General features: G+C 37.1%; 26 protein-coding genes. 3 read left to right on the forward strand and 23 right to left on the reverse strand.

Features of this window, described 5'->3' with window-relative positions:
• Nucleotides 1-6 precede the first annotated feature (6 nt).
• From ACQEXU_RS12645 to ACQEXU_RS12745, 21 genes are read right to left on the reverse strand one after another with little or no spacing between them, the layout of a single operon-like run.
• Entirely contained in the window at nucleotides 7-426 is a 420-nt protein-coding gene (locus tag ACQEXU_RS12645) for a GtrA family protein (RefSeq protein WP_427011066.1), read from the reverse strand.
• A gap of 7 nt (nucleotides 427-433) precedes the next feature.
• Nucleotides 434-1,354 (reverse strand): hypothetical protein, encoded by a 921-nt coding sequence (locus ACQEXU_RS12650; protein ID WP_427011067.1) that lies wholly within the window; start codon nucleotides 1,352-1,354, stop codon nucleotides 434-436.
• Nucleotides 1,354-2,016, reverse strand: a complete 663-nt coding sequence (locus tag ACQEXU_RS12655) for an acetyltransferase (RefSeq protein WP_427011068.1) — start codon at nucleotides 2,014-2,016, stop codon at nucleotides 1,354-1,356. Before ACQEXU_RS12655 ends, ACQEXU_RS12650 begins: the two co-directional genes overlap by 1 nt.
• Entirely contained in the window at nucleotides 2,013-2,636 is a 624-nt protein-coding gene (locus ACQEXU_RS12660) for a class I SAM-dependent methyltransferase (protein WP_427011069.1), read from the reverse strand. Before ACQEXU_RS12660 ends, ACQEXU_RS12655 begins: the two co-directional genes overlap by 4 nt.
• Nucleotides 2,623-3,549, reverse strand: a complete 927-nt coding sequence (locus tag ACQEXU_RS12665) for a glycosyltransferase (protein ID WP_427011070.1) — start codon at nucleotides 3,547-3,549, stop codon at nucleotides 2,623-2,625. Before ACQEXU_RS12665 ends, ACQEXU_RS12660 begins: the two co-directional genes overlap by 14 nt.
• A 16-nt stretch (nucleotides 3,550-3,565) precedes the next feature.
• Nucleotides 3,566-4,258: a WbqC family protein gene (locus ACQEXU_RS12670; RefSeq protein ID WP_427011071.1), complete on the reverse strand. Its 693-nt coding sequence runs from the start codon at nucleotides 4,256-4,258 to the stop codon at nucleotides 3,566-3,568.
• Between the two features lie 4 nt (nucleotides 4,259-4,262).
• A complete protein-coding gene (gene rfbA / locus ACQEXU_RS12675) occupies nucleotides 4,263-5,129 on the reverse strand; it encodes a glucose-1-phosphate thymidylyltransferase RfbA (RefSeq protein WP_427011072.1) in 867 nt (288 codons plus the stop codon).
• A gap of 38 nt (nucleotides 5,130-5,167) precedes the next feature.
• Nucleotides 5,168-6,217: a dTDP-glucose 4,6-dehydratase gene (rfbB, locus tag ACQEXU_RS12680; RefSeq protein WP_427011073.1), complete on the reverse strand. Its 1,050-nt coding sequence runs from the start codon at nucleotides 6,215-6,217 to the stop codon at nucleotides 5,168-5,170.
• A gap of 51 nt (nucleotides 6,218-6,268) precedes the next feature.
• Entirely contained in the window at nucleotides 6,269-7,459 is a 1,191-nt protein-coding gene (locus ACQEXU_RS12685) for an O-antigen ligase family protein (RefSeq protein WP_427011074.1), read from the reverse strand.
• Nucleotides 7,452-7,937, reverse strand: coding sequence for an acyltransferase (locus ACQEXU_RS12690; RefSeq protein ID WP_427011075.1), 486 nt, complete (start codon nucleotides 7,935-7,937; stop codon nucleotides 7,452-7,454). Before ACQEXU_RS12690 ends, ACQEXU_RS12685 begins: the two co-directional genes overlap by 8 nt.
• 7 nt (nucleotides 7,938-7,944) lie before the next feature.
• A complete protein-coding gene (locus tag ACQEXU_RS12695) occupies nucleotides 7,945-9,153 on the reverse strand; it encodes a lipopolysaccharide biosynthesis protein (RefSeq protein WP_427011076.1) in 1,209 nt (402 codons plus the stop codon).
• Nucleotides 9,146-10,033 (reverse strand): hypothetical protein, encoded by an 888-nt coding sequence (locus ACQEXU_RS12700; protein ID WP_427011077.1) that lies wholly within the window; start codon nucleotides 10,031-10,033, stop codon nucleotides 9,146-9,148. Before ACQEXU_RS12700 ends, ACQEXU_RS12695 begins: the two co-directional genes overlap by 8 nt.
• A gap of 20 nt (nucleotides 10,034-10,053) precedes the next feature.
• The gene (locus ACQEXU_RS12705; RefSeq protein WP_427011078.1) at nucleotides 10,054-10,995 is read right to left on the reverse strand and encodes a Gfo/Idh/MocA family oxidoreductase; all 942 of its coding nucleotides are present in this window, start codon (nucleotides 10,993-10,995) and stop codon (nucleotides 10,054-10,056) included.
• A gap of 14 nt (nucleotides 10,996-11,009) precedes the next feature.
• Nucleotides 11,010-11,972: a Gfo/Idh/MocA family oxidoreductase gene (locus ACQEXU_RS12710; protein ID WP_427011079.1), complete on the reverse strand. Its 963-nt coding sequence runs from the start codon at nucleotides 11,970-11,972 to the stop codon at nucleotides 11,010-11,012.
• A complete protein-coding gene (locus tag ACQEXU_RS12715) occupies nucleotides 11,965-12,666 on the reverse strand; it encodes a cytidylyltransferase domain-containing protein (RefSeq protein ID WP_427011080.1) in 702 nt (233 codons plus the stop codon). Before ACQEXU_RS12715 ends, ACQEXU_RS12710 begins: the two co-directional genes overlap by 8 nt.
• A 2-nt stretch (nucleotides 12,667-12,668) precedes the next feature.
• Nucleotides 12,669-13,715, reverse strand: coding sequence for a nucleotidyltransferase family protein (locus ACQEXU_RS12720; RefSeq protein WP_427011081.1), 1,047 nt, complete (start codon nucleotides 13,713-13,715; stop codon nucleotides 12,669-12,671).
• Nucleotide 13,716: 1 nt separating this feature from the next.
• Nucleotides 13,717-14,364 (reverse strand): NeuD/PglB/VioB family sugar acetyltransferase, encoded by a 648-nt coding sequence (locus tag ACQEXU_RS12725; protein ID WP_427011082.1) that lies wholly within the window; start codon nucleotides 14,362-14,364, stop codon nucleotides 13,717-13,719.
• The gene (gene neuB, locus ACQEXU_RS12730; protein ID WP_427011083.1) at nucleotides 14,357-15,430 is read right to left on the reverse strand and encodes an N-acetylneuraminate synthase; all 1,074 of its coding nucleotides are present in this window, start codon (nucleotides 15,428-15,430) and stop codon (nucleotides 14,357-14,359) included. The genes ACQEXU_RS12725 and neuB overlap by 8 nt, the downstream gene beginning before the upstream one ends.
• 7 nt (nucleotides 15,431-15,437) lie before the next feature.
• Nucleotides 15,438-16,631, reverse strand: coding sequence for a UDP-N-acetylglucosamine 2-epimerase (gene neuC / locus ACQEXU_RS12735; protein WP_427011084.1), 1,194 nt, complete (start codon nucleotides 16,629-16,631; stop codon nucleotides 15,438-15,440).
• Nucleotides 16,632-16,648: 17 nt separating this feature from the next.
• Nucleotides 16,649-17,800 carry a LegC family aminotransferase gene (locus tag ACQEXU_RS12740; protein ID WP_427011085.1) on the reverse strand — a complete coding sequence of 384 codons (1,152 nt, stop codon included), beginning with the start codon at nucleotides 17,798-17,800 and terminating at the stop codon, nucleotides 16,649-16,651.
• Nucleotides 17,801-17,812: 12 nt separating this feature from the next.
• Entirely contained in the window at nucleotides 17,813-19,003 is a 1,191-nt protein-coding gene (locus ACQEXU_RS12745; protein WP_427011086.1) for a UDP-N-acetylglucosamine 4,6-dehydratase, read from the reverse strand.
• Nucleotides 19,004-19,512: 509 nt separating this feature from the next.
• Between ACQEXU_RS12745 and ACQEXU_RS12750 the strand changes: the two genes are divergently transcribed.
• The 3 genes from ACQEXU_RS12750 to lpxM all read left to right on the forward strand — a co-directional run bounded on the left by ACQEXU_RS12750 (nucleotide 19,513) and on the right by lpxM (nucleotide 22,766).
• Entirely contained in the window at nucleotides 19,513-20,679 is a 1,167-nt protein-coding gene (locus tag ACQEXU_RS12750) for a nucleotide sugar dehydrogenase (RefSeq protein ID WP_427011087.1), read from the forward strand.
• Between the two features lie 127 nt (nucleotides 20,680-20,806).
• A complete protein-coding gene (gene rfaD, locus ACQEXU_RS12755) occupies nucleotides 20,807-21,748 on the forward strand; it encodes an ADP-glyceromanno-heptose 6-epimerase (RefSeq protein WP_427011088.1) in 942 nt (313 codons plus the stop codon).
• A gap of 61 nt (nucleotides 21,749-21,809) precedes the next feature.
• Entirely contained in the window at nucleotides 21,810-22,766 is a 957-nt protein-coding gene (gene lpxM, locus ACQEXU_RS12760) for a lauroyl-Kdo(2)-lipid IV(A) myristoyltransferase (protein WP_427011122.1), read from the forward strand.
• A 31-nt stretch (nucleotides 22,767-22,797) separates the two neighbouring features.
• Here the strand turns inward: lpxM and ACQEXU_RS12765 are convergent, their stop codons facing one another.
• The gene (locus tag ACQEXU_RS12765; RefSeq protein ID WP_427011123.1) at nucleotides 22,798-23,757 is read right to left on the reverse strand and encodes a glycosyltransferase; all 960 of its coding nucleotides are present in this window, start codon (nucleotides 23,755-23,757) and stop codon (nucleotides 22,798-22,800) included.
• 8 nt (nucleotides 23,758-23,765) lie between these two features.
• Entirely contained in the window at nucleotides 23,766-24,260 is a 495-nt protein-coding gene (gene coaD / locus ACQEXU_RS12770) for a pantetheine-phosphate adenylyltransferase (protein ID WP_367987876.1), read from the reverse strand.
• Nucleotides 24,261-24,273 lie beyond the last annotated feature (13 nt).

Consider the following 24,273-nt stretch of genomic DNA (forward strand, 5'->3'; position numbering starts at 1 on the left):
CTAACCTCAATTATTAACTATTGCACTTGATTTCGAAAAAACATAAAACTTCAACATCAAAAAGATAAAAACTGCAACAAAAAATATTGAGAAAATTTGCACTATCTGATGAGGATATCCCAGAATATCATGACAAAAATATAAAAATGCAATACTAATTAAATAACCATTAATATGTACAAAAACAAACTTAATTAAAGTTGTTACATTATTACCTTTATAATCAAAGGTGATTTTTTTATTTCCTAAAAAAGATATTATAACAGAAATAGGATATAAAATAGATATTGTTAATTTTGGATCACAACCAAACCAAGTAAATAAAAGGTAGAAGGAATAACCAATTCCGTTTTGCCCTAATCCAACTAAAAAATATCTAACAATCTGGTACTTATCATCATGATTGCTTTCAAAATCACTAGCCATAATTCATTTATTCTGTAATATAACCAATACCGATACCTGATTTTCCAAAACCATTACCATTATAAAGTAAATATATCTTACCTTTATGCTCAAATGAAAATGGATATTCTACCATTTCAGAATCCCATCCTTCATTTGATATATCAACAACAGGTTGGTTAGTCACTAGAAGCCATTTTTCGTCAACGTCAGAGTATACAGCACGTCCAATCCTATACGTCTGAGATCCATCTCCTCGGTAAGAAAATAACATATGTTTTTCTGATCTAAACTCAAAGAATGTTGGACTGGATAGTGCTTGCATTACCCCAGAGTTAAATGGAAAAGTAGTTCTAGTTTTGGTCCAGTTAATTCCATTCGTAGATACTGCTTGCTTAAAAATGTGGACCATTTCTTCATTATCTTGAGCTTTCCAAGAGACTGTTGAACCATACCACATTTCATAAGTAGAATCTTTTTTTATAATCGCAGGATAAGAAAGGCTAATTGGGTCGATCATATCAACTCCAAGAGTAGGTTGGCTTTTGTCTCCAACCACCTCTAAGCTCCCATCATCTAAGATCCGTGCCAAGCCAAGCTCACCAAACCAGTGATTATCCTCTGGATTATTCCAGCCCATGAATGTAAAAAACCGGCCATTGTCTGACTCAATAATATCTCCTAAGCTAATACCATCAGGATAGAAGGTTCTGTCATCCCCAAAAGTTAAGGCAGGGTTATGATTTTCATAGAAAACATCCTTTTTAATTATATCAATATCAATAAAAAATACTGATGAACGATTTTTTTCATCTCTTGAACTAAAATAGATCCGAAAAATATCGTCTTTTATATGTATTGCTCGAGGAGTGGACGTATGAGAAACCCCGTAATCACCTAAACCCAATAAAGGAAGTTTATAAAGAAGCCCGAGCTTTTTAAATTTCATTAAATATTTCTCAGCTTTGAGCTAGGTACTCGTGAACGTTCTGTAGAAGAAGACATATAGACTCCTTTTTCTTCTACATCTTGCAAAATCAGAGCTCCAGCTCCTAATACACTTTCTTTACCGATAATAACGTGATCCCTTATTGTTGCATTTACACCAATAAAACATGACTCTTTGACATGAACACCTCCAGATACAACCACATGGGATGAAATAAAGTTATGAGAATCAATTACTGAGTGATGTCCTATGTGGTTACCACTCCATAATGTTACATTATCTCCGATAGATACATAAGGTTGGATAGTATTATCTTCTAGAATAAAGCAATTATCCCCAATTGTCTTAGCATAATTTACACAGTTACTACTAATATAAGAAGCTAGATAATACCCTTTCGCTTTAGCCTCCCCATATTTAATCTTCCTAAGTTGATTCAGCTTTGTATAACTTAAAGCAACAAACATATCATATTCTTCAGGCGGATATTTATCCTCAACATTCTCGAAAGCTATAACTGGTAATTCAAATTTATTACTACTCTTAATAAAATCATTATCTATCGTGAATGCTACAACTTGATACTCTGTATCATTATTGAAGTAAAAATATGCCATATCAGCAATTTCAGAAATACCAAAAATAACAATTTTCTTACTCACTTGTCCTTCCTAATAATAATTGTAAATTCATAAAGATCATAATCATGCAGCAAAGCAACATTTCTAGAATATTTTTTCTTACAATACTCAAATACCTTCATTGGATCTGCATAATATAGATATGCCTTCCTTTTCTCTATGTCAGAAAATGAGGTTAAGCAGTTAAATGCAAAGCCAAGCTCAGAGTGGGAATCCATTATATCAAGAGTTCTTGTAAAATAAGCCCACCACTCATCATCACTTCTACTTTGCCTTACATTGAAGATGCCACTAGCTATTGTATAATCTCTAATTTTAGACGGTTTTGACGAACAAATGAAATCTGCCTCAGGAAATTTATCATGAGCAAGATCAACCATATCTTGTGATACATCAATCCCTTCATATTCAATTTTGTCAAAATTATTAGTGAGATAATAATAGTAATCACCATGCCCACACCCTAGATCGTTCAATGAAGTTTTCTTACAGCAACGTATCACCTTTGTTAATTGTTCAAATCTTAAAACTTGACTTTCAACGCTATTCCAATCTACTCCCTGAGAAGTATTACCATAAAGTGACAGTTTCTTATCATAATAGTTTTTCACCTCACTCAAAATGTCTTTATTTTCCACCATAAGTTTTCCTTATCACAGTATAAGGTCGCTGTTTTGTTTCAATAAATATCTTGGATAGATAGATACCAATGACACCAATAAAAAGTATTATCAAACCTCCAAGTAACCATATTGATGCTATAATCGAAGTCCAACCATCAATAGGCTTATAAAAAAATAGTTTTCCTGAGATTAAATATGCTATATAAAATAGAGAAAATAGTGATATCAAGACACCTATATGAAATATTAACTTCAAGGGTTTAGAGCTAAATGAAACTATCGAATTTTCAAGAATCTGAAGTTTACTGAAAAGAGTATATGTTGTATCACTAGTACTATGCTTTATAATGGAAATTGGTTTTTGCCTAAAACCAGTTATGCACCACAAACCAGCTAGAAACAACTCTTTTTCTTGATGCTCAACCAGAGCATTCACATAAGCTCTATTCATCAAACGAGCTGTTACTATATTTTTATCTATTTCTAAATCTGTGAATTTATTTAATACATTGTAATAAGCATGCCCTGATACTCGTTCAAACCATCCTCCTTTTCTAGATACTTGTGTACCATATACTACATCGAAGCTTCCATTACCTTCGTGTAAGCAATGATAGAATTTGCTTAAAAGTTCGGGCTCTTCTTCAAGATCACTATCGATTAAAAAAACCAAATCACCAACTGATTCTTTCAACCCAGTCATTATGGCTTTGTGATGACCAAAGTTCCTAGAAAGTTCAATAACTTTAACTTTATCGTCTCCTTGAGCAATTGAAATGGCCATTTCAAGGCTATTATCAGGCGAGCCATCATCTACAAAGATTATTTCGTAGTGTGACGTTAATTCATTGCACTCTTTTGTTATACGCTTATAAAAATCATTTATATAATTTTCTGATTTGTATAACGTAGTGACAACAGACAGTTCCATTTCCCTCCCCTCAATCTTAACGGACAAATTTCATAAACTTGTAGCTATCTTTTCCTTGATTGAATAATAAATCAATTATCGAGAGATAATGATTAAAATCTCCCCAAAGTTGTTTATATTCAGGATAATTATCATAACTAAACCAGGTTACTTTAATACCAGCTTCAATAAAGATTTTTTCATCTAGATAATCTTTAGCTGCTGGCCCAGATACATACTCTGTTGCGCCAGCTTGTAAGCATATATTAAGTAGCTTCTCACTCTTACCTTCGATTAACTCATATTCGCTTGAACTGTTGATTATTGTATCTATTGATAAATAGTTACAAATACTCCGAATGAAATCTTCATTACATTCAGATAAGAGATAGTGTTCTTTATCATAAAGTGGTTTTAAAATATTACTTATTTCATTAAAAAAAGGAGACTTTTTATAATTTTGCTGAATTGAGCCCCAATGTTTTTTTTTCCACTGGCTTCCATCAATTTCAGTATTCCTTATCTTTTGATAATATTTACCTTTTACTTTAACTGGAATAGTTAACCATCTGCATTCATCTGATGTTTTTATCTTATTTCTATTTCTCCAATCACGTTTAGTGTATTGCATATCATCATAAAGAATAAACTCATCTACATATGAAATCATGTCAAAATAACCTTTCCATGGAATATAATTTGACTGAGATATAGCTATTTTCTTTTCCATAAATTCAACCTTTAATTAAACTCAAAACATATTGTCCATAACTATTTCTATCTGACATCGAACTGTTATTAGTAATATCAAGTTCCTCAATCCATGAATTTTGAAGTGCAATTTCCTCTAAACAGGCAACTTTAAAGCCTTGCCTGTTTTCTATAGTTGATACAAATTGCGATGCTTCGAGCAAGCTATCATGCGTACCAGTATCAAGCCACGCAAACCCTCTTCCTAACAGCTTTACTTTCAACTGCTTACGCTTAAGGTATTCTTGGTTAATAGAGGTTATTTCTAGTTCACCTCTATTTGACGGCTTTATATTTTTTGCTATATCAATCACGTTATTATCATAGAAATAAAGCCCTGTAACAGCGAACTCTGACTTAGGCTTTGATGGTTTTTCTTCAATCGTAATAGCTTTGAATTGTTCATCAAACTCAACTACGCCAAATCGTTCAGGATCATGGACTTTATAACCAAAGATTGTTGCCCCTTCTTTTTGCTCTCTTGCTTGTTTTAATAATGGAGAAAATCCTTGGCCCCAAAAAATATTGTCACCTAATACTAGGCAAACACTATCTGTACCTATGAATTTTTCACCAATTATAAATGCTTGAGCTAAACCTTCGGGTTTTTCTTGAATTGCATACTCTAATGAAATCCCGAACTGAGCGCCATCACCCAATAAACGCATAAAGTTATCTTGATCTTCTTTAGTTGTAATTATCAAGATCTCTCGAATTCCAGCTAACATTAAAACAGATAATGGGTAATAAATCATAGGCTTATCATAAACCGGAAGCAATTGCTTAGAAATTCCTAATGTTATTGGGAAAAGACGAGTCCCCGAACCGCCTGCCAAAATAATACCTTTCATATGACGCCTTTATTTAAATTTATCTAATAGGTAACTACTTATCGATCGACTGCATAGCAACCATCCATAACACGTGACCACCAACTACGATTATTTAAGAACCATAGAACTGTTTTTCGCAACCCGGATTCAAAGGACTCATTTGGTACCCAATTAAGATCTGTCCGCATTTTTGATGAGTCAATAGCATATCGCACATCATGTCCTGGCCGATCTTTAACATATGTTATTAGATCTTGATACAATTTGACACCATCTGGCTTATTTGGTGCTAGTTCTTCAAGCAAGCTACATACTGTTGTCACCACATCAATATTAGTTTTTTCGTTGTGCCCACCTATATTATAGGTTTCACCCACTTTTCCTTTATTAAGCACTTGAATTAGGGCTTCTGCATGGTCTTCAACGTATAACCAATCTCGAATTTGTGATCCATTACCATAGATAGGTAACTCTTTTCCCGCTAATGCGTTCAGAATGGTAAGTGGTATCAACTTTTCCGGGAACTGGCAAGGACCATAGTTATTAGAACAGTTTGTAATTAAAATCGGCAAACCATAAGTTCTGTGCCAGGCTCTTACTAAGTGATCACTTGAAGCCTTTGATGCAGAGTAAGGGCTACTAGGTGCGTATGAACTTAGCTCTGTGAATAAGTTATCTGTATCACCGAGATCTCCATAAACTTCATCTGTAGATATATGATGAAATTTGAATCTAACCTTTTTTTCTTCTGCTAAGTTGGTCCAGTATTCTCTAGCTACCTCTAAGAGAGAATACGTACCAATGATATTAGTTTCAATGAAGGTTGATGGGCCATCAATGGAACGATCTACATGCGACTCCGCTGCTAAATGCATAACTAAATCAGGTTGATATTCCTGAAAAATTTGCGTCAGTGAAGTAATATCGCATATATCTATCTTGACGAAGTTGTACCTTTCGTTGCTTTCGATTTCAGCTAATGAATCTAAGTTGCCAGCATAGGTTAGCTTGTCGACATTAAGTACTTCATCGCCTGTATGGTTTATAATATGCCTAATAACGGCAGAACCAATAAACCCTGCACCACCAGTTACTAAAATTCTCACTATAGACTCCATTAATATAATTTTCTGTTTATCAAGAAATTATCTAAAACCTTAATTTAAACAATATTGATGATATGTGTCATTTTCTAGTTGTCTTTTTACCCAATAAAACCAGAATAGACCAAAAATCATTAATTCCACATAAAACAAGTTGTTACTGTTGTTTAATACAAACAAAGAAACCAAATAAGAAAAGAGTATAACTCTACTTTTCCAACAAACTTTCGATTTTATTGCATCAATAAACAACATAGTCCAAAAAAGTAAGTATAAAGTAATAGCTAAAAAACCACCTTCTAAGAAAACCTCAATAAAGGAATTATGAGTACTTTGTAAATCTCGCCCTTGGAATCCTTCTAACAACAATCTAGCTTGTGCTAAACCATGCCCTGATATTGGTGCATTGCTAATTAACTCTATCGAGTGTGAAAACAATTCAAAACGTCCACTACCAGTACTCAATCTTTCGACTCTAGCATCGACAAGCATACTAAAAGTAGAGTCATGCAAATAAAAATGAAGTAACAGAAATATGGTAAATAGTACTAATAATAAAGAAGCTGAAATAGCCTTAATTCCTCTTGATAACACATAACCTAAAATAAGAAAAGTAACCGCAATATATCCAGTGAAAGAAAATGTTATTAGTATCAACAAAAGAGTTAAGAAAGAAAGAAGATTTCCTAATTTAGAGGAGTCCATCAGTGAATACATTAGGATCATAAAGAGTATGATAACTGCATTATTAGGACTGTCTAAAAATCCTCTATATCTTGGTAAAATACCATCTAAATACAGTCCATAAATCCCACGTTCAAACCCTTCAAGATAGCCTTCAACTTTCATACTTGCGATTAACCCAACAAGATAGTAACTAAGAGAAAGACAACTATAAACTAATAAAAATTTTAGTATTATCCTTTTATTAAATTTACTTTCATCACCATATATAAACAAGTAAAATATTAATGTAAATAAAAGAAGTAAGCCTAATGTTCTATTGAAAGACAAACTAATATCATCGACTAAAAAGCTTGTAGAAACCAAATAGATCATCAAGGTAAATAGTATTAAAAAACTTCCAGGAAAGTTAATTTTCCTATTCATATTAAATAGAAAAAAAGGAATTGTTCCAACAATTACCAACATATACGGTTTTAAAACTATAGGGGATGATATAATCCAAAATTGTTGAACCATTAATGATATTATGATGACTGAAAATATTATACTTTTAACCATTATTAGATAAACTCTTTAAACTATAATAATGTTCTTTATCACGATACTTAAATACTTTTGCTGGATTCCCACCAGCTATAGCCAATGGAGGAATATCATTAACAATCACTGACCCTGCTTGTATTATTGCTCCTTCACCAATGTGGCAAGAAGATAAAATAGTCACATCCATACCAAACCAAACATTGTCTCCAATCACAATATCCTTAGTTAGATAAGTGTCATCATAAGGAAGGCTACTACCATGATAATTGTGGACTTGAGTTATCACTTTGCAGTTCTTGCCACTGTGAAAGTTATCGCCGATTGATATCGTACCACCTCCATATACTCTAAAACCGTTAAAGTTAGTATTTTTCCCTAATGTTGTCCCTTTGGTGAACAATGAAAATCCATAAACATTTGGCTTTACTTGATATTTACACCCTTTCAATAAAGATATAAACGTAAAAACATACTTCTTAAACAGTTTAATCATATGAAACCTATAGTTTTTTAACTGAAACCCAAGTTGTTATAATAAAGTAAAATAGCCACGTAATGGCTAAAGATATGATCACACCATCAATACCATGATTAATCGCTAATGTTGTATTTAGCACAACACCAATCACTCCAACAATAATTGAGATAAAGAACATCTCTCTAGACATTCTAAGGTAGAAAGCTAAAGTTGAAGAAAAATAATATAGGCCTTGAAAAAAAATAGCTATTGACAGTAATCTTGCATAATTTATCGATTCTAAATAACTAGGTGGAAATAACATTTCCACTACAAACTCCAAAGAAAATACAAATATTAAAGTAACAATAGATATGAATAGAAAATATTTGTAAAACCAGTTCTTAGCAACTTCTCTTCTGGCGTCATGCCTAACATTGTCCAAATCTAAATAAAGTTCACTTTGCATACTTTGAGAAACCTTAGACATAACAAGAGATAATATGGAGGTTAAGGTTGCAGATAATGCATAGATTGCAAATAATTTGGAATCTAGAAAATGCTTTAATATAATTCGATCAGAAACTGTAACTAATGCAGCTGTAATAACATGCATTCCAGAATAAAAACCAAATTTTTTAATTTCAGTATAAATATTATTATATTGTTTTTTATCTGGAACAAATGCTTTATCTAGATATAACAATATGAAAGTAAAACCTCCCATAACAATTGCCATAGTATATAAAACATCAGTTGCTATTTTTTCTATAAATCCAAACTTTATTAAAATTATTGGAATACCAAAAACTAGTGCATATAATGGAATGCTAATTATAGTAAAGTTAACTATATTTCTATTTACTCTGCAAAAATGTTGATAAAATAGATATTGAGATCTTGATAGTATAAATATAGGAATAATTATTGTTAGAATTCCTATATTATAAAATAAATTATAAAGCACTAAGAAAAATAGAATTAATATAGTAAGTAATATAGAAAACTTTAAATTATAGTAAACAACACCGCTAGTATTACTTTTTCCTCTAGAAAAATACGTAGTATAACTTGAAATAGAACCACAGAGTACAAATGAAGATAAAACTGTTATAATTACATACCAATAAGAATAAATGCCATACTCTTCCATTGTTAATTGATGTGTCAGAAAAGGCAATAAAAAGAAAGGAAATATACTTGACAGCATAGCAATAAAGCTATAAGAAAAAATTCTTTTATATTTATCCATTAATTTCAAGCTCAGATATATTATATTGTTTCATATTACTATATATCAAATCTTCTACTTCTTTATCTATCAAAAGAGAACTAGGTCTAATATAGAAAACTTTCATTTTGGGATTTATAATTTTCGAAGTAATCAAAGAAGCACTATATATACCATAAATTTCTTTAGGTTTATCTTTTCTCAAAAGTAATTCTATTTCAGACGGTAATCTGAATCTAACAATAGAGACTCCTAACGACTTATATATTTCAAGGTTTTCATCTTTTTCAGCTCGATGAGCAACATATATTAAGTTTCCTTTAGTATTGATTAAACCTTTCAATATTTCTACATAAGAATTTAAAGAAATTATCCCTGCTTCCACATACTTAGCACCAAAAAATATGGGTGCCCCAACTTTCTCTTTTGTAGGGATACTTTTCAAGCAATTAAAGTTATGTCTAACGACTTCTTGCCTTGGTTTTCCTTTTATATCTAGGCACGTAAATAATGGGCCATGGCCTCCTTTATCTTGATAGATAAGAGTTGCGATGCCATCATCTAGAAGATAGTGGTCTTTAATATCAGTAAAATAACTCATCAACTTTATATATTTACTTTTATGACATCCTACGAATTTTTTCCCTTTTGACTTTCGGCATGTCAATACAAAAGTAAATATAAATTTAAGCAGATTATTTATGAAGTGAACTTCAAACTTTATTTTTACTTTCTGTTGATAAAATAAGATCGTTTGTTTAATTTGTTCATCATTATATTTTTCTCCATTTAATCTAACAAATAATTTAGCATTATTATTTTTATATAGATATATAGCTTCAATCGCCGAAATTATTTGTCCCGGCGACTCAACATAATAGATATTAGTTTTATTATTCACTTAAATACTAACACCTACGTTTACGAGGTGTATCCTGCCATACTTTCATAATACTGAAACATATCTAGCTGCTCATTTACACTACATAATAATTCTTTATTGCTACTCAAAAATGCTTCTACCTGTTTATACAGTCCAGGCTTATATTTGATATCTAAAGTATCATCTATATCTACATTTACTATTGGAATCGTGCCGCGTTTCTGAACTTGCAATTGCTCCATAGGCCTAAAAATATATCGATTTTCTTTTGTTAAAACCTCCACAGACCAACGTCCTGCCGATTCCCAATTGGCATTATAACTAAACAATGCACCTTCAGTACTGATGCCTGCACCAGAAAATATTGAACCTGACGGATGCCAACACAAGTTACCTTGAGTGAAACTAGCCATTTCTTTCGGTTTTCCTCCAAGAAAAAATGCCAAGTCAGCTACATGTGTTGAGTTAGCCAAGAACCATTTTTTGAGAACTTCTTTTGGTTTGTCTAGCTTTTCGATTACATGTCCCCACTCTGTCAACTCAAAGTTAAACGATGTCACCCCTCCTTCACCTTTGATTTTTTCGATTGCAGTTAATACAGATGAAAAGAATCGGCGGTTGTAAGCGATATACACACTACTAGAAGTTCGCGCAGCCTGTTGTTCTAAGGTTTTGACCTCTTCAACAGTTATCCCTCCTGGTTTTTCCACTAGAATATTTTTAACACCAGCATTTATTAAGCACAGAGTTGTTTCATAAAGCTGAGCAACTCCCACGCATACTATCGCTGACTCTGCAACTAGTGGCTTCGAATTCAAATAATCATAAAGCCCCCCTGTAATGACTTTTCTTCCGGTTTTAGTTTGAAAATCTTCCGCAGACTCCAAACCACGACCAATAACTAAATAATCCTTGTTTTGTGCATCTAAAACTTTTGAGTAATCTACCGACATCGCGCCGGAACCGATTAACCAGATCATATTTTATCCTTAGATTAAGTAATTGGACATTCATCAAGCTCTTTTCCGAGAACAATTGACATATGCTTAATAAGTGCATTGATAAATGGCGTATGAATTTCACATGATTGAACAAAGGGGGTTAACCCACAAGAGTTATGGGAGATGAGTTCATCAACAGTTTGTCCTGTTAACTCACTTTGAAAAAGTGCACGATGAGAGAATTGTTCTTTCGATCCATTATATACTTTTGTTCTAATTCCTTCTATTTCATTCACAAAATGATACATCTCGCCATTTTTAATTGATAAGTCCAAATTTAGATTTGAACCTTTTCCACAGCAAATCTCCAACGTATGTTCACCTATGGAAAAAGATAGCTGGCCAGTTACTTCAAGAAAGCCTTCTCGCTTACTTTTAATTAGTTCTTTATCTAGTTCAGCCTCACTTAACTGCATTGATGAGCTGTTAATTAAGTAAGTAAACAAGTCTAAGAAGTGTACACTGTTACATGCCATACCCCAACCATTCCCATTGACTGTCATATGAACGGGTAAAGAAAGATCAAGCTCTTCCTTCAAAGTTTGATAAGTAGGGAATAATCGTCTAGGACAGTTAACCCACCCCTTAGTTAACTTACTTTTTAAAAGTTTATCTATTCCCTCATAATCATCTAATTTTTGAAAAAGTACTTTTTCAAATACAATATTTCTAACTTCGTTATGAGATAATAGCTTTTCTGTTACAGAAGCCCGAATATTTGCAGAAGTAGCTATAATACAAACATCATAAGCTTCATTTTTCGGGAGATCCTTGCAATAAATAACTGATGTGTACTGATTAGCTAATTCAACCTCTCTAGCTCTTTTTTCTGCGACATTAAGCGATTCTGCAGATGGATCTACTACTGTTATATGTAATTCATTTTTGCTCAGCAGGGCACCTTGTAAATGACGACTACCCAATTGTCCTGCTCCAATAATTATGACTTTATTCATTATTTTCCTTATATTTCAAAACTGTTTCAGCGAGAAGAAAATCTAATTCATGATCAATATCAACAGAGCTCTCATTGTCCATCAAGTAAGCATATACATTTGATGATAAAAACAGAGACTTTTCATCATATAAACGACTAACTCGAGACAAGTAGATAGCACCATTTAAACGATAAAAAAGAGGCAACTCCTGACTTCTTGAGTTCTTAATGTCGTCAGAAATAAAGGAATCCATAGAGAGGCTTTCAGGTAATGTGTTCGCCCAGAGGGGAGAGTGCTCACATTCGCATACTGAAACCACTGCATCAGCCTCTTTCGATTTCAACAGTTCAATAGCACTTTCATTGTGAGCTTGACTGCGAATGGGGGATGTTGGCTGTAAAAGCATCACAAAATCGTAGTTCTCGCCCTTATCTTTGTAATGATCCAATGCATGCAAGATAACATCGATACTTGAACTAGAGTCTTCAGATAAATTTTTTGGCCTGATAAAGGGGACTTCGGCACCTGAATTCAATGCTATATTTGCAATATCTTCACAATCTGTGCTGACGACAACTTTACTAATAAGCTTACAGTTAATTGCCGACTCTATTGACCATTGTATCAATGGTTTCCCATTTAAAACTTTGATATTTTTCTTAGGAAGCCGTTTACTCCCTGATCTAGCTGGTATAACTGCTAATATCTTCATATTTATATACCTAGTGTCAGGATATCAATTTGAGCACGTTTGAAGTCATCCATTCTCCCAATATCTAACCAATACTCATGAAATGGATAAACATGAGTTTGCTTCCCTATTAAGGATTCAAATAATGTTGGCATATCCAAATACTCATTTTTTACTACTTTTGATATAACCGCTTTATCTATTACATAAATCCCTGCATTGACATGAAAACGATAGGTGGGTTTCTCAACTAATCCTGTAATTTTCATATTTTCAGCTTCGACTACTCCGAAAGGAACTTGGTAATCAAATTCCCGGACACACATTGTTGCAATAGATTTCTGTTTTGTGTGGAATGCTAAAAGATCTTCAAAATTAATCTTCGTTAAAACATCCCCATTCATGACAATCACAGGTAAGTCAGGAATATCATCTGGTAATAAACCGAGAGCTCCCCCGGTTCCTAACGGTACATCTTCATGGATATATTTTATACTTATCCCCCATTTCTCACCATTCCCTAAAGCTGCGTGAATCATTTCGGGCAAATAATGAGTAGATATGAAAAAATTTTTAAAACCAGAGCGAACAAAGCTTAGAATTACCGTCTCTAAAATTGGTCTTTCTCCGACCTTGAGTAAAGGCTTGGGACAATTATCTGTCAATGGCTTAAGACGAGTCCCAAAACCTCCAGCCATCAGGAAGACTGGATTAGAATATTGTGGTTTATGGAGCAATCCGTGTAATGTTTCTAGACCAATGACCTTACCATTATCTAGTATCGGAATTGCATGAATCTCCCGTTGCTCCATCAATGTTAATAGGTCGTTTCTTGACACTCCAACTCTTGCTGTAGTTGGTGATTCATTCATAACCACTGATATAGGCTGTTCTAGTGGAGTACCATTAATTAATGCCCTACGTATATCTCCATCGCTAACTGTACCTAATAAGCACCCATCAGAGTCTACCACCAGCGCTAATTTCAAGGCTTGAGCATCAATCACTTTTAAGACTTCATGTACTCTATCGCAAGCGCTTACTAAAATTTTTTTCCAATCATGACTCATTTCATTTTCTCTTGTAATTCGGCTTAGAGTAGCAAACTAAGTCTGGTTCCAAGTTAGTTAGAACTGTTGTACCCGCACCAACTACAACACCTTTCCCTACCTTAATCTCTTGAATAAGAGTCGAACCAGCACCAACAAAAACCTCATCATTAGTTACAACTCCCCCACAAATAGTCGTACCAGGAGCTATATGGTTATATGAGCCAATTTGACAATCATGTTCAATAATTGCCCCAGTATTAATAGTTGTATGGTTACCTATTTCTGCTCCAGTCTGAACTATCGCTTTAGGAAGTATCTGGGATCCAATACCTACCTTTGCAAAAGGCGAGACAAATGCACTATCTGCAATAACTGTCTCAAACTGATAACCTAATGAAAGAAAGTGCTCATTAATTTTTTTCTTGAAGCCGGATTTGGGCATCATTCCAATACCGTTGACCAAAAGAACCTTGTCTTTATCAAACTTCAGAATATCTTCGTCCTTTTCAAGGATGGCAATTCCTTTAAATACAGAACGTTGGCTTACATCTTCAGGGCTTATCACAGCAAGTAGGTCTCTTCCCTGTGTAAGCAGTATTTCAGCAAGAACGGAGGCATGACCGCCTCCACCAATCATTACAATAGGAAGAATAGGCTCATCACTCAATGATCAGCTCTCCTGCTTTATACCCTTTGCTCGCCTTACTACCAATAAGTTCCCAATAGCGGTAAGGTGACAAACCAGAACCAGGGCGCTTAATCGTAAGGTTGGATTCTGTTAACTCTTCACCTTCTTTAATATCCATTGCAGCTACTAAGCTCTTTCGTGCTACTGATTTATTCTTCACTTCAGAAACTGTTGGCGTTTTGACGCTAGAACCTAATGCAACTTCCACCTGACGAATGGCTTTAACCATTGCCTCTAACTCTTGTGGCTCAAGCGAAGCTTTATGGTCTGGACCTTCCATGTTTTTATCTAACGTAAAGTGCTTCTCGATCAGAACAGCGCCGCGAGCAACAGCCGCAATTGGAATTGTTATTCCTTCACTGTGATCCGAATAGCCTGCCGACAAATCAAATGCTCGCCCTAGCGTATCCATTGCTCTTAGGTTGATTTCTTCCATTGGAGCAGGATATTCCGTCGTACAATGAAGAATTGTTACTTTTTCTTTTAGCGCTTTTTGACCTGCTTCTGATACGTAAGCTTCTTGGAAACCTAGCATGGAAGGTTCTGCTTTTTCATCGGCTGTATAGCCGAAAGCAATCACCCCAAGAGCTGTCTCAATTTCGGAAAGTGTTGCCATACCTGTTGATACAATAAGATCACAACCAGTACGAGCATGAGCCAATACAAGAGGAGCGTTCGTTAACTCACCGGAAGGCAACTTCAAGCGCGTTAAACCAAGATCATTGACTAAGAAATCTAAACTTTCTAAATCGAAAGCTGTTGATAGAAACTCAATACCAAGCGAATCACAGTATTTGACGAGATCATGGTGGGTCTCGTACGACAGTTCTAAACGGCTTAACATCGATAACTGAGACTCTTGCTTTTGAGTATTCGTTACTTGATATTCAGCTTGCTTAGCCTCTTCGGTAACTAGGTTTTTTGCTTTAAAAGTTTGGAACTTTACTATATCCGCTCCAGCTTTGTGAGCAGCATCGACCAACGAAAATGCTAGTTCTTCTTGACCGTTATGGTTTACACCCGCTTCGGCAATAATCAAAGTCATTATTGTCTCACTCTACTTTCTTGTTTAAGTCAGGTTCAATGTTTACATCATAAAAAGACTTACAAGGATCAAAATCCAGTCCTTTAATCATCTCTATGACTTGCTTGCTACTATCACCTTGCCCGTAGGGGTTAGCAATATTTTCATCTTCAGCTTTATACTTTCGGCTCACAGCGAGGCCAATCGCGTTACTGATGGATTCTTTCGTAGCAGTGGTATTTAAAACACTTTTTGCGGCCAAGCGTCCCTTTTGTCTAGCCCCTATATTCACTGTAGGAACATCAAAAGCTGGTACTTCAATAATACCACTCGACGAATTACCAATAACTGCAGCCGCATGCTTTACCGAGCTCAAATAACGCACTTGCCCTAGTGATGGAATCGCCAAGACACGTTTTGGTTGACTTGCCGCATAATCTTCTAGCATTGGGATAATGCGTCGACCCCCGTCATCTGCGTTAGGGTAAGTTAATATTACTTGATGATCAGGGTATTCATCCAATGCGTCTAAAAGCGATTGAAAGCTTTCCTCTGGAGATTCGTTACCCAGAGTAACAGGATGATAAGTAACAACAAAATAAGGTTTTGTGAGCTCAAAACTTAGTGATCCACTCAACTCAGAAACCGTCATAAAAGACGCTCGGTTTAGGTGGTCTAAGCCAATTGCACCAATATTTCGTACACGCGCTGGTGATTCACCAAGTTGAATCACTCGGTTTCGGTATTCGTCTGTCGACGTACCATGTAGGTAACTCAACTTAGTAATCGCATGACGAATTGCATCGTCATAAGCACCTTCTGTTATTTCACCACCATGAAGATGAACGATCGGAATACGAAGTATCATGGCCGTTTGTGCTGCGGCGAGCGCTTCAAAGCGATCCCCAAGAATGACAAGAACATCTGGTGCTAGTCGCGACAAGGCATCAGCAAACCCTAAAACACCCAGCCCCATACTTTTCGCTGTACCTACAGCGGAATCAGAAGACAACAAAATCTCTATTTTCTCATCGATATTGAAGCCATCTTTTTCAATTTGTTTGTAAGTATCACCGAATTCCGGTGATAGGTGCATACCAGAAACAAGCAATTGAAGTGTTAGGTCAGGATCGCTTTGTATGTCCTTTAAAAGCCAAAAGAGCAGACCATACTCTGCTCTTGTACCAGTAAAGACCGCAACCTTTTTATGTGTCTGCGTCATGTATGTATTAAACCTACTTAGCCTTTGATTTCCAATGGGGTACTTGGAAGATTGATTAGGTGCGCCTCAATAAACTCTGAGTAAGTTAGGTCACCACGTATTGCATTCTCAAACATAGGTAATCTGTGCATGAGCTGCCAAATAGGTCGAGTCATCACGCCTGAACCATTTGTGCCTTTAAGTACCTCTTCGCGACTTTCTTTATCCGGACAAATGATTGCATTTAACCAATAGTTTGACTTCGCATACTCTGGCTCAGTGACAAATTTAAAATCTGTACCTTTGAAGAAGTTTTTATAGCGTTCTGCAAGCAATCTCTTTTGCTTCAAATACTGCTCGATAACTTCCATCTGTGCACATCCCAGAGCAGCATTCAGGTTAGGCATTCGGTAGTTAAAGCCAGGTTCATCATGGAAGAATTCATACGGATGAGGAACTTTTGCTGTCGTCGTGACATGCTTAGTACGCGCACCTAATTCTTGAGTCTTACATAACACCATGCCACCACCGCCTGTGGTGATGATCTTATTGCCATTGAAGCTGACAGCACCAAAATCACCAATAGTACCGGTGTGTTTGCCCTTATAGAACGAGCCTAGGCTTTCTGCGGCATCTTCAACCAACGTGATGTTCCATTTCAAGCAAACGGCAACCAGTTCATCAAGCTCTACAGGGTGGCCAAACGTGTGCATTGGTACAACGGCTTTGATTCTTCTACCTGTTTTTTTATGGATACACCCCACGTCTGTGACTTCAGCATTCTCTTCTAAAAATGCATCCACAGCCTTAGGGCACAACCCTAAACTCACTGGAGATACATCCAGAAAAATAGGCTCAGCCCCCATATGATAAAGAGCATTGCAGGTTGCAACAAAAGTCAAAGCTTGCGTGACGACCAAGTCGCCTCTTTGAACATCAGCCATGTACAATGCAGCATGCAATGCTGCTGTACCATTCACTGTCGCTACAGCTTTAGCCGTACCAGTGTAAGCTTCAATTTTTCTCTCAAAATCATCGACAAACTTACCGACGCTAGAAACAAATGTACTTTCAATCGTTTCCATTACGTACGCTTTTTCGTTGCCATCGAAAGTCGGTGCATGTAAGGGAATAAATTCGTCTGTTTTGTAAGTATCTCTCACAAATTCAACAATAGATGTCGCTTTCATTGAATACTCCACTTACATCTTGCTATCGAGGTATTTACCCATTTCTTTGTGCCCAAAATCAGGGATCATGGTAAAGAACAGTTTCACAATCTGCTCTTTAGTCCAAGCTCGCTCACCTTTCATCTCAGAGATGCTGTTTTCAAACAAAGTAAGAAGTTCTTGCTCATAAAGAGGAGCATTTTTGATGATGCCTAGATTTTCGAATCGAGACATATCCAACTCTTCTTTATCTGTAAAAAACTCTTCGAAGTCTTTTTCACCAGTTGTGTCACTTGCAGTGAACAAACATGGCCACTTGCCTTGCTCTGGAAGCGTATGTGCAAGTTGGCGTGCTTCTTCTTCTGTTTCACATAGGTGAGGTTCAAAACCAAGTTGCTCTAGGTATTTCACCGCGATATCTGCAAACGAAATAAGATGTAGAGCTTCACTCAGTTTCGGGAAGAAAATGTCACGGTTTTCGCCAAAGATACAAGACATTAAACATAGTTCTCCCGACTCTTGAGGAGTAACAAAGTAACGCTTGATGTCGTTTGGGGCCACGATAGGTTGGCGCTTTTGGATACGTTGGTTAAATCCGTGAAGTAGCGAGCCATCAGAGAATGCCACATTTGCAAATCGAGCAGTTGAGATTGCCATTTGCTCGCTTTTACGCATCAGGAACATTTCCATAATACGTTTGGACGCTCCCATCATATTGACTGGGTTTGCTGCTTTATCTGTTGAAACACAGAAGTACTTTTTCGCGCCAGCATCAATAGACTGCTGGATCGTTTTGTCAGTATTAAAAACATTCACATCGATCATGCGCATCAGTGTATAAGGATCTTTTTCACTTCTAACATGCTTAAGCGCAGATAGGTTCAATACATAATCGAACTTACCATCGGCTTTAATGAATGCGTCGTACTCTAGAGAACCAATGTCCAAAGCAAATGTTTGGAAGTCACCATCAATATAACCAAATGAGCTACGGATATCTCGAACAAGCTCTACCATATTGTTTTCACTAATATCGACAACATGTAGCTTCTTAGGGTTACGTTTGAAAATCTCTTTAGTTACGGCTTGTCCGATTGAGCCAGCGCCGCCCAGAACAAGGAAACTTGACGCAGAAACAATGCGTGACAGCTCCGATTCATACTGTGTAATATCCTGTGTAAACAGAGCATTAGAGCGGCCAATTAAAGGCAAAATTGATGTCATGACATACCTTCATTTATAAATAGCATATTAGAACCAAATCTATCCCTCACCTTTAGGTCAAGTATCCCAATAGACTAACAGTGCTTTATTGCAAATAAGCAAATTTTACAGAAAATTTTAAGATATAGCTATTTTATAGCTCAAAGATACAACTGGAGGGAGGCTCTACTACAGAATGAAGACATTCTATGCTATGAGCATAAGCTTTCTTCTACAATCTCAGGCTTTAAAATTACACAAATAATAATTTCAGAACGTAGCATTATAAATTGAGCACCAATGACATTAATTGCCTATAAATAATTTCTCACTTCTGCTAACCAAATCATCTATGTTTAATTCTATATTGCCTAATTTGTATCGCTCTAGTTACCATAATAGCAATCCATCTTTCCCTGTTGCTTTCCAAAAGAGAGGAGAGCTCGGTATAGAACATTAATTTCTTCCTTTGCGGATATTCATTTCTGATTGGAAGCAAGCATTGAATAAGAATTAAATCGGAGTTTATTTTGAAAATTGCAGTTGCAGGTACCGGGTACGTTGGTTTATCCAATGCAATGCTACTCGCGCAAAACCATGACGTAGTAGCCGTTGATATCATCGAAGAAAAAGTAAAGATGCTAAACGACCGCATCTCTCCGATCGTTGATGCTGAAATTGAAGACTTTCTAACAAACAAAACGCTGAGCTTTCAGGCTACGTTAGACAAAGAGCAAGCCTATAAAGATGCCGAGTATGTTGTAATCGCCACCCCAACGGATTACGACCCTCAAACCAACTACTTCAACACTTCTTCTGTTGAAGCTGTCATCAAAGATGTAATGGCAATTAACCCAAACGCAGTGATGGTAATCAAATCAACCATTCCTGTCGGTTACACAGACCGCATAAAGCAGGAGCTCGGTTGTGATAACTTGATCTTCTCTCCAGAGTTTTTACGTGAAGGTAAGGCACTCTACGATAACTTGCACCCATCTCGTATTATTGTTGGTGAGCAAAGTGAGCGTGCGAAAGTGTTTGCCGATCTACTCGTAGAAGGCGCGATAAAAGAAGACATTCCTGTTCTGTTCACTAACTCAACAGAAGCAGAAGCTGTTAAGTTATTCTCAAATACTTACTTAGCTATGCGCGTTGCTTACTTTAACGAGCTAGATTCTTACGCTGAAGCGCATGGTATGGACGCACGCCAAATCATCGAAGGTGTAGGTTTAGACCCACGTATTGGTAGTCATTACAACAACCCTTCATTTGGTTACGGTGGCTACTGCTTGCCAAAAGATACCAAGCAGCTACTGGCTAACTACGAAACGGTACCAAATAACATCATCGCAGCGATTGTGGATGCAAACCGTACACGTAAAGATTTTGTTGCTGAATCTATCTTAAAACGTGAGCCTAAAGTAGTCGGTATCTACCGTCTGATCATGAAGGCTGGTTCTGACAACTTCCGTGCATCTTCGATTCAAGGCATCATGAAGCGTCTAAAGGCTAAAGGTATTGAAGTTATCGTTTACGAGCCAGTGTTGAAAGAAGAACACTTCTTCCACTCACGTGTTATCACTGATTTTGAGGCATTTAAGCAAGAAGCCGATGTAATTGTTTCTAACCGCATGGTTGCTGAGCTTGAAGATGTTGCAGACAAAGTTTACACCCGCGACTTATTTGGCAGTGACTAAGCCTAACCTCCAATGTAAAGAGACGCCTTAATGGCGTCTCTTTTTCTATCTTGGCTAGAGAGCTCTGGAGGGTGAAAACAACTGTGTTATACTCGCGAAAGAACCGCTTTATTATGAAGGAATGAGTATGATCATCGTAACCGGTGGTGCTGGCATGATCGGCAGCAACATTGTCAAAGCCCTAAATGAACAAGGCATTAACGATATTCTGGTTGTAGACAACCTGAAAAATGGCAAGAAATTCCAGAATCTGGTTGATTTGGATATTGCTGATTACATGGATCGTGATGATTTCTTAGTTCAAATCATGGCAGGTGAGAACTTTGGCCCCATCGACGCCATTTTCCATGAAGGTGCTTGTTCTGCGACGACTGAGTGGGATGGCAAGTATATGATGCTTAACAATTACGAGTACTCTAAAGAGCTACTGCATTACTGCCTCGATCGTGACATTCCATTCCTCTATGCTTCTTCGGCCGCTACCTACGGTGAAACGTCTGTATTTAAAGAAGAAAAACAATACGAAGGCGCACTAAACGTCTACGGTTACTCCAAACAACAGTTTGATAATTATGTTCGCCGTGTGTGGGAAGATGCTGCCGCCCATGGTGAAAAACTGTCACAAGTCGTCGGTTTCCGTTATTTCAATGTGTATGGCCCACGTGAACAACATAAGGGCTCAATGGCTTCGGTAGCCTTCCACTTAAACAATCAGATGAATGCTGGCGAGAATCCAAAATTATTTGAAGGTAGCGAACACTTCAAGCGTGATTTTGTTTATGTGGGCGATGTAGCTGCCGTCAACCTATGGTTCATGCAAAGTGGAGTCTCTGGTATTTTTAACCTAGGTACTGGTAATGCGGAGTCCTTTGAAGAGGTTGCAAAAGCAGTAATTAGCTACCACGGCAAAGGAACAATGGAAACCATCCCATTCCCTGAGCATTTGAAAGGTGCGTACCAAGAGTTTACACAAGCCGATCTAACTAATCTCCGAGCTGCTGGTTGTGACCACCAGTTTAAGACTGTGGCACAAGGTGTCGCTGAATACATGCAGCTTATTAACGCCTAAGCTGAAACGATTTACACCGGCTCACTCATCCGAGCCGGTTTTTACTAAATACCCTTACCCTATGTCTGAATCCAGAAACGATTACGACCCTAAAGCCTATAACCCTGAGTTTAAAGCCGAGTACTTGGCACCAAAACATTGGGGAACATGGATCGCTCTGTTGCTTGGAGCGCCGATTACCCTACTTCCAAATAGAGCTCGAGCAGCTATCGCACGCTTTGTTGCTAAAAAGATGACAAAAAAGCAGCGAGGACCAGTGCAAAAGGCGCGTATCAATTTGTCTTTGTGCTTTCCTGAAAAAAGTGACGCTGAACGCGAACAGATTTTAGAAAACTGTCTCGTCACGGCAGGAACCTTTCTACTTGGCTTCCCTGCTATTTCCTTGCGCAGTAAAAAATGGCTTGAGCGCCATTCCAAAATTATCGGACTAGAGCACTTACAAAAACTTCATGAAGAGAAGCAAAGTGCGATCTTACTGGTTCCGCACTCTTGGGCCATTGATATCCCTGCGATTTTACTGGCGTCTCGTGGCCTACCTGTTTCCGCTATGGCAAACAGCCAGAAGAACCCGTTAACGGATTGGTTAATGCACAAGCAACGTGTGCAATATGGCGGCCGTGTTTATGATCGCAGTGGAGGCATTAAACCATTTATCAAATCAGTCAAAGACGGCTATTTAGGCTACTACCTTCCCGATCAAGATCATGGCCCTGAACAAAGTGTTTTTGTAGATTTCTTCGCTACCGAGAAAGCAACACTCCCCGGTCTTGGTAAGCTCGCTAAAGTTAGCCGAGCAAAAATTGTCCCAACGTTTGCCAGCTACAATGTTGAAACGGGTCAATATGAGATAGAAATTAAGCCACCTATGGCAGATTTTAGTGGTGATGAACTAGAAGATGCGCGTGCAATGAACGTGGTGGTCGAAGAGTTTGTTACACCAAAGCCTGAACAATATATGTGGATTCTGAAATTGCTCAAAACCCGCCGTGATGGTAACGACCCATATGTGGGTTACTAGATAATAAAGGGAGCCATATGGCTCCCTTTATTTATGCTTTAGAATAAGGCAGTTTCTTATATTCTTTTAACACATCTCCAAGCGTTGGATTCAGTGCTGAACCATTAACTACCTGCTGATATTTAGCGAGGTAAGCTTGGGCCATCATATCTGCATTAAAACAATCTCGCGCGTATTCATGACAACGCTCAGCAGAAAACTGGCTTGATGCCCGAACCGCATCCACAAGCGCATTTTCATTCGCAGATAAAAAACCAACCTCTTCTGTGATTAGTTCTGGTAACGAGCCATAAGGTGTCGCAAAAACAGGGCAACCGAAATACAAACTCTCTGTAATTGCCAGTCCGAACGGTTCATGCCAGGTCACAGGAAATATCAATCCCTTGGATTGCGTCATTATTTGTGACTTCGTGGTGTCATCCACCATGCCCAAGAAACGCACATGCCTGTCCAGTGTTAGTCTGAATCCCATTTTGATGTTAAGACGATGGCCACCCAGTACATCCAGTGTCTCACCAGCTTTTTTGGTGATATCAATTGCCCCTTGAACGTTCTTCACCCGCCATGCTGCTTTACCGAGAAAATGAAAGCGCTTTCTATTGGCATTTAGCCGTGGTTTTAGGTAATTATCCCAATTCAACCCGTTATGAACAAAGGCTTCTGCACCATGATTGATCGCATGCTGCTTAGAAACAAAAATGGTATTTTCGTCTATAGGCCCAGCGGAGTTACCATGTTGTGTATAAACATAAGGACAGTGAACTGGCTCTAGTTCAGAGTGAAAATGCACGACATCAATATAAGCTGGGACTTGCTCTGAAACTGGACATTCAGGTTGATACTCAATCACCTCTGCCCATTCACATTGAGTGCCTTTACCAGCAAGTAATGTGACTTTATGACCCGCTAAATGTAGTGCATAAACTAAATCCCAAATCACTCGCTCCGTTCCGCCATAGTTTTTAACAGGCAACGTCGCACGTGTGTACATCAAAATATTCATGACTTAGCTTTCTTCACCTTTGTTTTTTCCAAAACGGCTTTGTGGACACATTCCGGTACAAACGTCGCGATATCACCACCATGAATTGCAACCTCACGCACCAAGGTTGAAGAAAGAAAGGCGTATTCTTCTGAAGGGGTTAGAAACAAGCTTTCTAATTCCGGTTTCAAACGACGATACATAGTCGTTAAGCCAAACTCGTATTCAAAATCCATTGTGGTTCTCAGCCCGCGAATCAAAATAGTGGCGCTCTTTTTCGTTGCAAAGTCCACCAACAAACCGCTAAAGCCATCCACTGAAACGTTCGGTAAGGATTGGCAAGTTTCTCGCAATAAAGCCACTCTTTCATCCAGTGTAAATAAGGTATTTTTACTCGGACTGGCTGCCACTCCAATGATCAACTGATCGAACATACTGGCTGCTCGCTTAATCAAGTCGTAATGACCATTAGTTACAGGATCAAAAGTGCCCGGATAAATTGCTATGCGCATACGATTCCTTATC

The organism is Vibrio sp. TRT 21S02 (assembly GCF_050113675.1).
Taxonomy (GTDB): domain Bacteria; phylum Pseudomonadota; class Gammaproteobacteria; order Enterobacterales; family Vibrionaceae; genus Vibrio.

Excerpts from the sequence above, each read along its gene's own strand:
- ACQEXU_RS12645 (WP_427011066.1), bottom strand. The coding sequence starts at position 426 with ATGGCTAGTGATTTTGAAAGCAATCATGATGATAAGTACCAGATTGTT.
- ACQEXU_RS12650 (WP_427011067.1), bottom strand. The coding sequence starts at position 1,354 with ATGAAATTTAAAAAGCTCGGGCTTCTTTATAAACTTCCTTTATTGGGT.
- ACQEXU_RS12660 (WP_427011069.1), bottom strand. The coding sequence starts at position 2,636 with ATGGTGGAAAATAAAGACATTTTGAGTGAGGTGAAAAACTATTATGAT.
- ACQEXU_RS12665 (WP_427011070.1), bottom strand. The coding sequence starts at position 3,549 with ATGGAACTGTCTGTTGTCACTACGTTATACAAATCAGAAAATTATATA.
- ACQEXU_RS12670 (WP_427011071.1), bottom strand. The coding sequence starts at position 4,258 with ATGGAAAAGAAAATAGCTATATCTCAGTCAAATTATATTCCATGGAAA.
- rfbA (WP_427011072.1), bottom strand. The coding sequence starts at position 5,129 with ATGAAAGGTATTATTTTGGCAGGCGGTTCGGGGACTCGTCTTTTCCCA.
- ACQEXU_RS12685 (WP_427011074.1), bottom strand. The coding sequence starts at position 7,459 with ATGGTTAAAAGTATAATATTTTCAGTCATCATAATATCATTAATGGTT.
- ACQEXU_RS12690 (WP_427011075.1), bottom strand. The coding sequence starts at position 7,937 with ATGATTAAACTGTTTAAGAAGTATGTTTTTACGTTTATATCTTTATTG.
- ACQEXU_RS12695 (WP_427011076.1), bottom strand. The coding sequence starts at position 9,153 with ATGGATAAATATAAAAGAATTTTTTCTTATAGCTTTATTGCTATGCTG.
- ACQEXU_RS12705 (WP_427011078.1), bottom strand. The coding sequence starts at position 10,995 with ATGATCTGGTTAATCGGTTCCGGCGCGATGTCGGTAGATTACTCAAAA.
- ACQEXU_RS12710 (WP_427011079.1), bottom strand. The coding sequence starts at position 11,972 with ATGAATAAAGTCATAATTATTGGAGCAGGACAATTGGGTAGTCGTCAT.
- ACQEXU_RS12715 (WP_427011080.1), bottom strand. The coding sequence starts at position 12,666 with ATGAAGATATTAGCAGTTATACCAGCTAGATCAGGGAGTAAACGGCTT.
- ACQEXU_RS12720 (WP_427011081.1), bottom strand. The coding sequence starts at position 13,715 with ATGAGTCATGATTGGAAAAAAATTTTAGTAAGCGCTTGCGATAGAGTA.
- neuB (WP_427011083.1), bottom strand. The coding sequence starts at position 15,430 with ATGACTTTGATTATTGCCGAAGCGGGTGTAAACCATAACGGTCAAGAA.
- neuC (WP_427011084.1), bottom strand. The coding sequence starts at position 16,631 with ATGACGCAGACACATAAAAAGGTTGCGGTCTTTACTGGTACAAGAGCA.
- ACQEXU_RS12740 (WP_427011085.1), bottom strand. The coding sequence starts at position 17,800 with ATGAAAGCGACATCTATTGTTGAATTTGTGAGAGATACTTACAAAACA.
- ACQEXU_RS12745 (WP_427011086.1), bottom strand. The coding sequence starts at position 19,003 with ATGACATCAATTTTGCCTTTAATTGGCCGCTCTAATGCTCTGTTTACA.
- rfaD (WP_427011088.1), top strand. The coding sequence starts at position 20,807 with ATGATCATCGTAACCGGTGGTGCTGGCATGATCGGCAGCAACATTGTC.
- lpxM (WP_427011122.1), top strand. The coding sequence starts at position 21,810 with ATGTCTGAATCCAGAAACGATTACGACCCTAAAGCCTATAACCCTGAG.
- ACQEXU_RS12765 (WP_427011123.1), bottom strand. The coding sequence starts at position 23,757 with ATGTACACACGTGCGACGTTGCCTGTTAAAAACTATGGCGGAACGGAG.
- coaD (WP_367987876.1), bottom strand. The coding sequence starts at position 24,260 with ATGCGCATAGCAATTTATCCGGGCACTTTTGATCCTGTAACTAATGGT.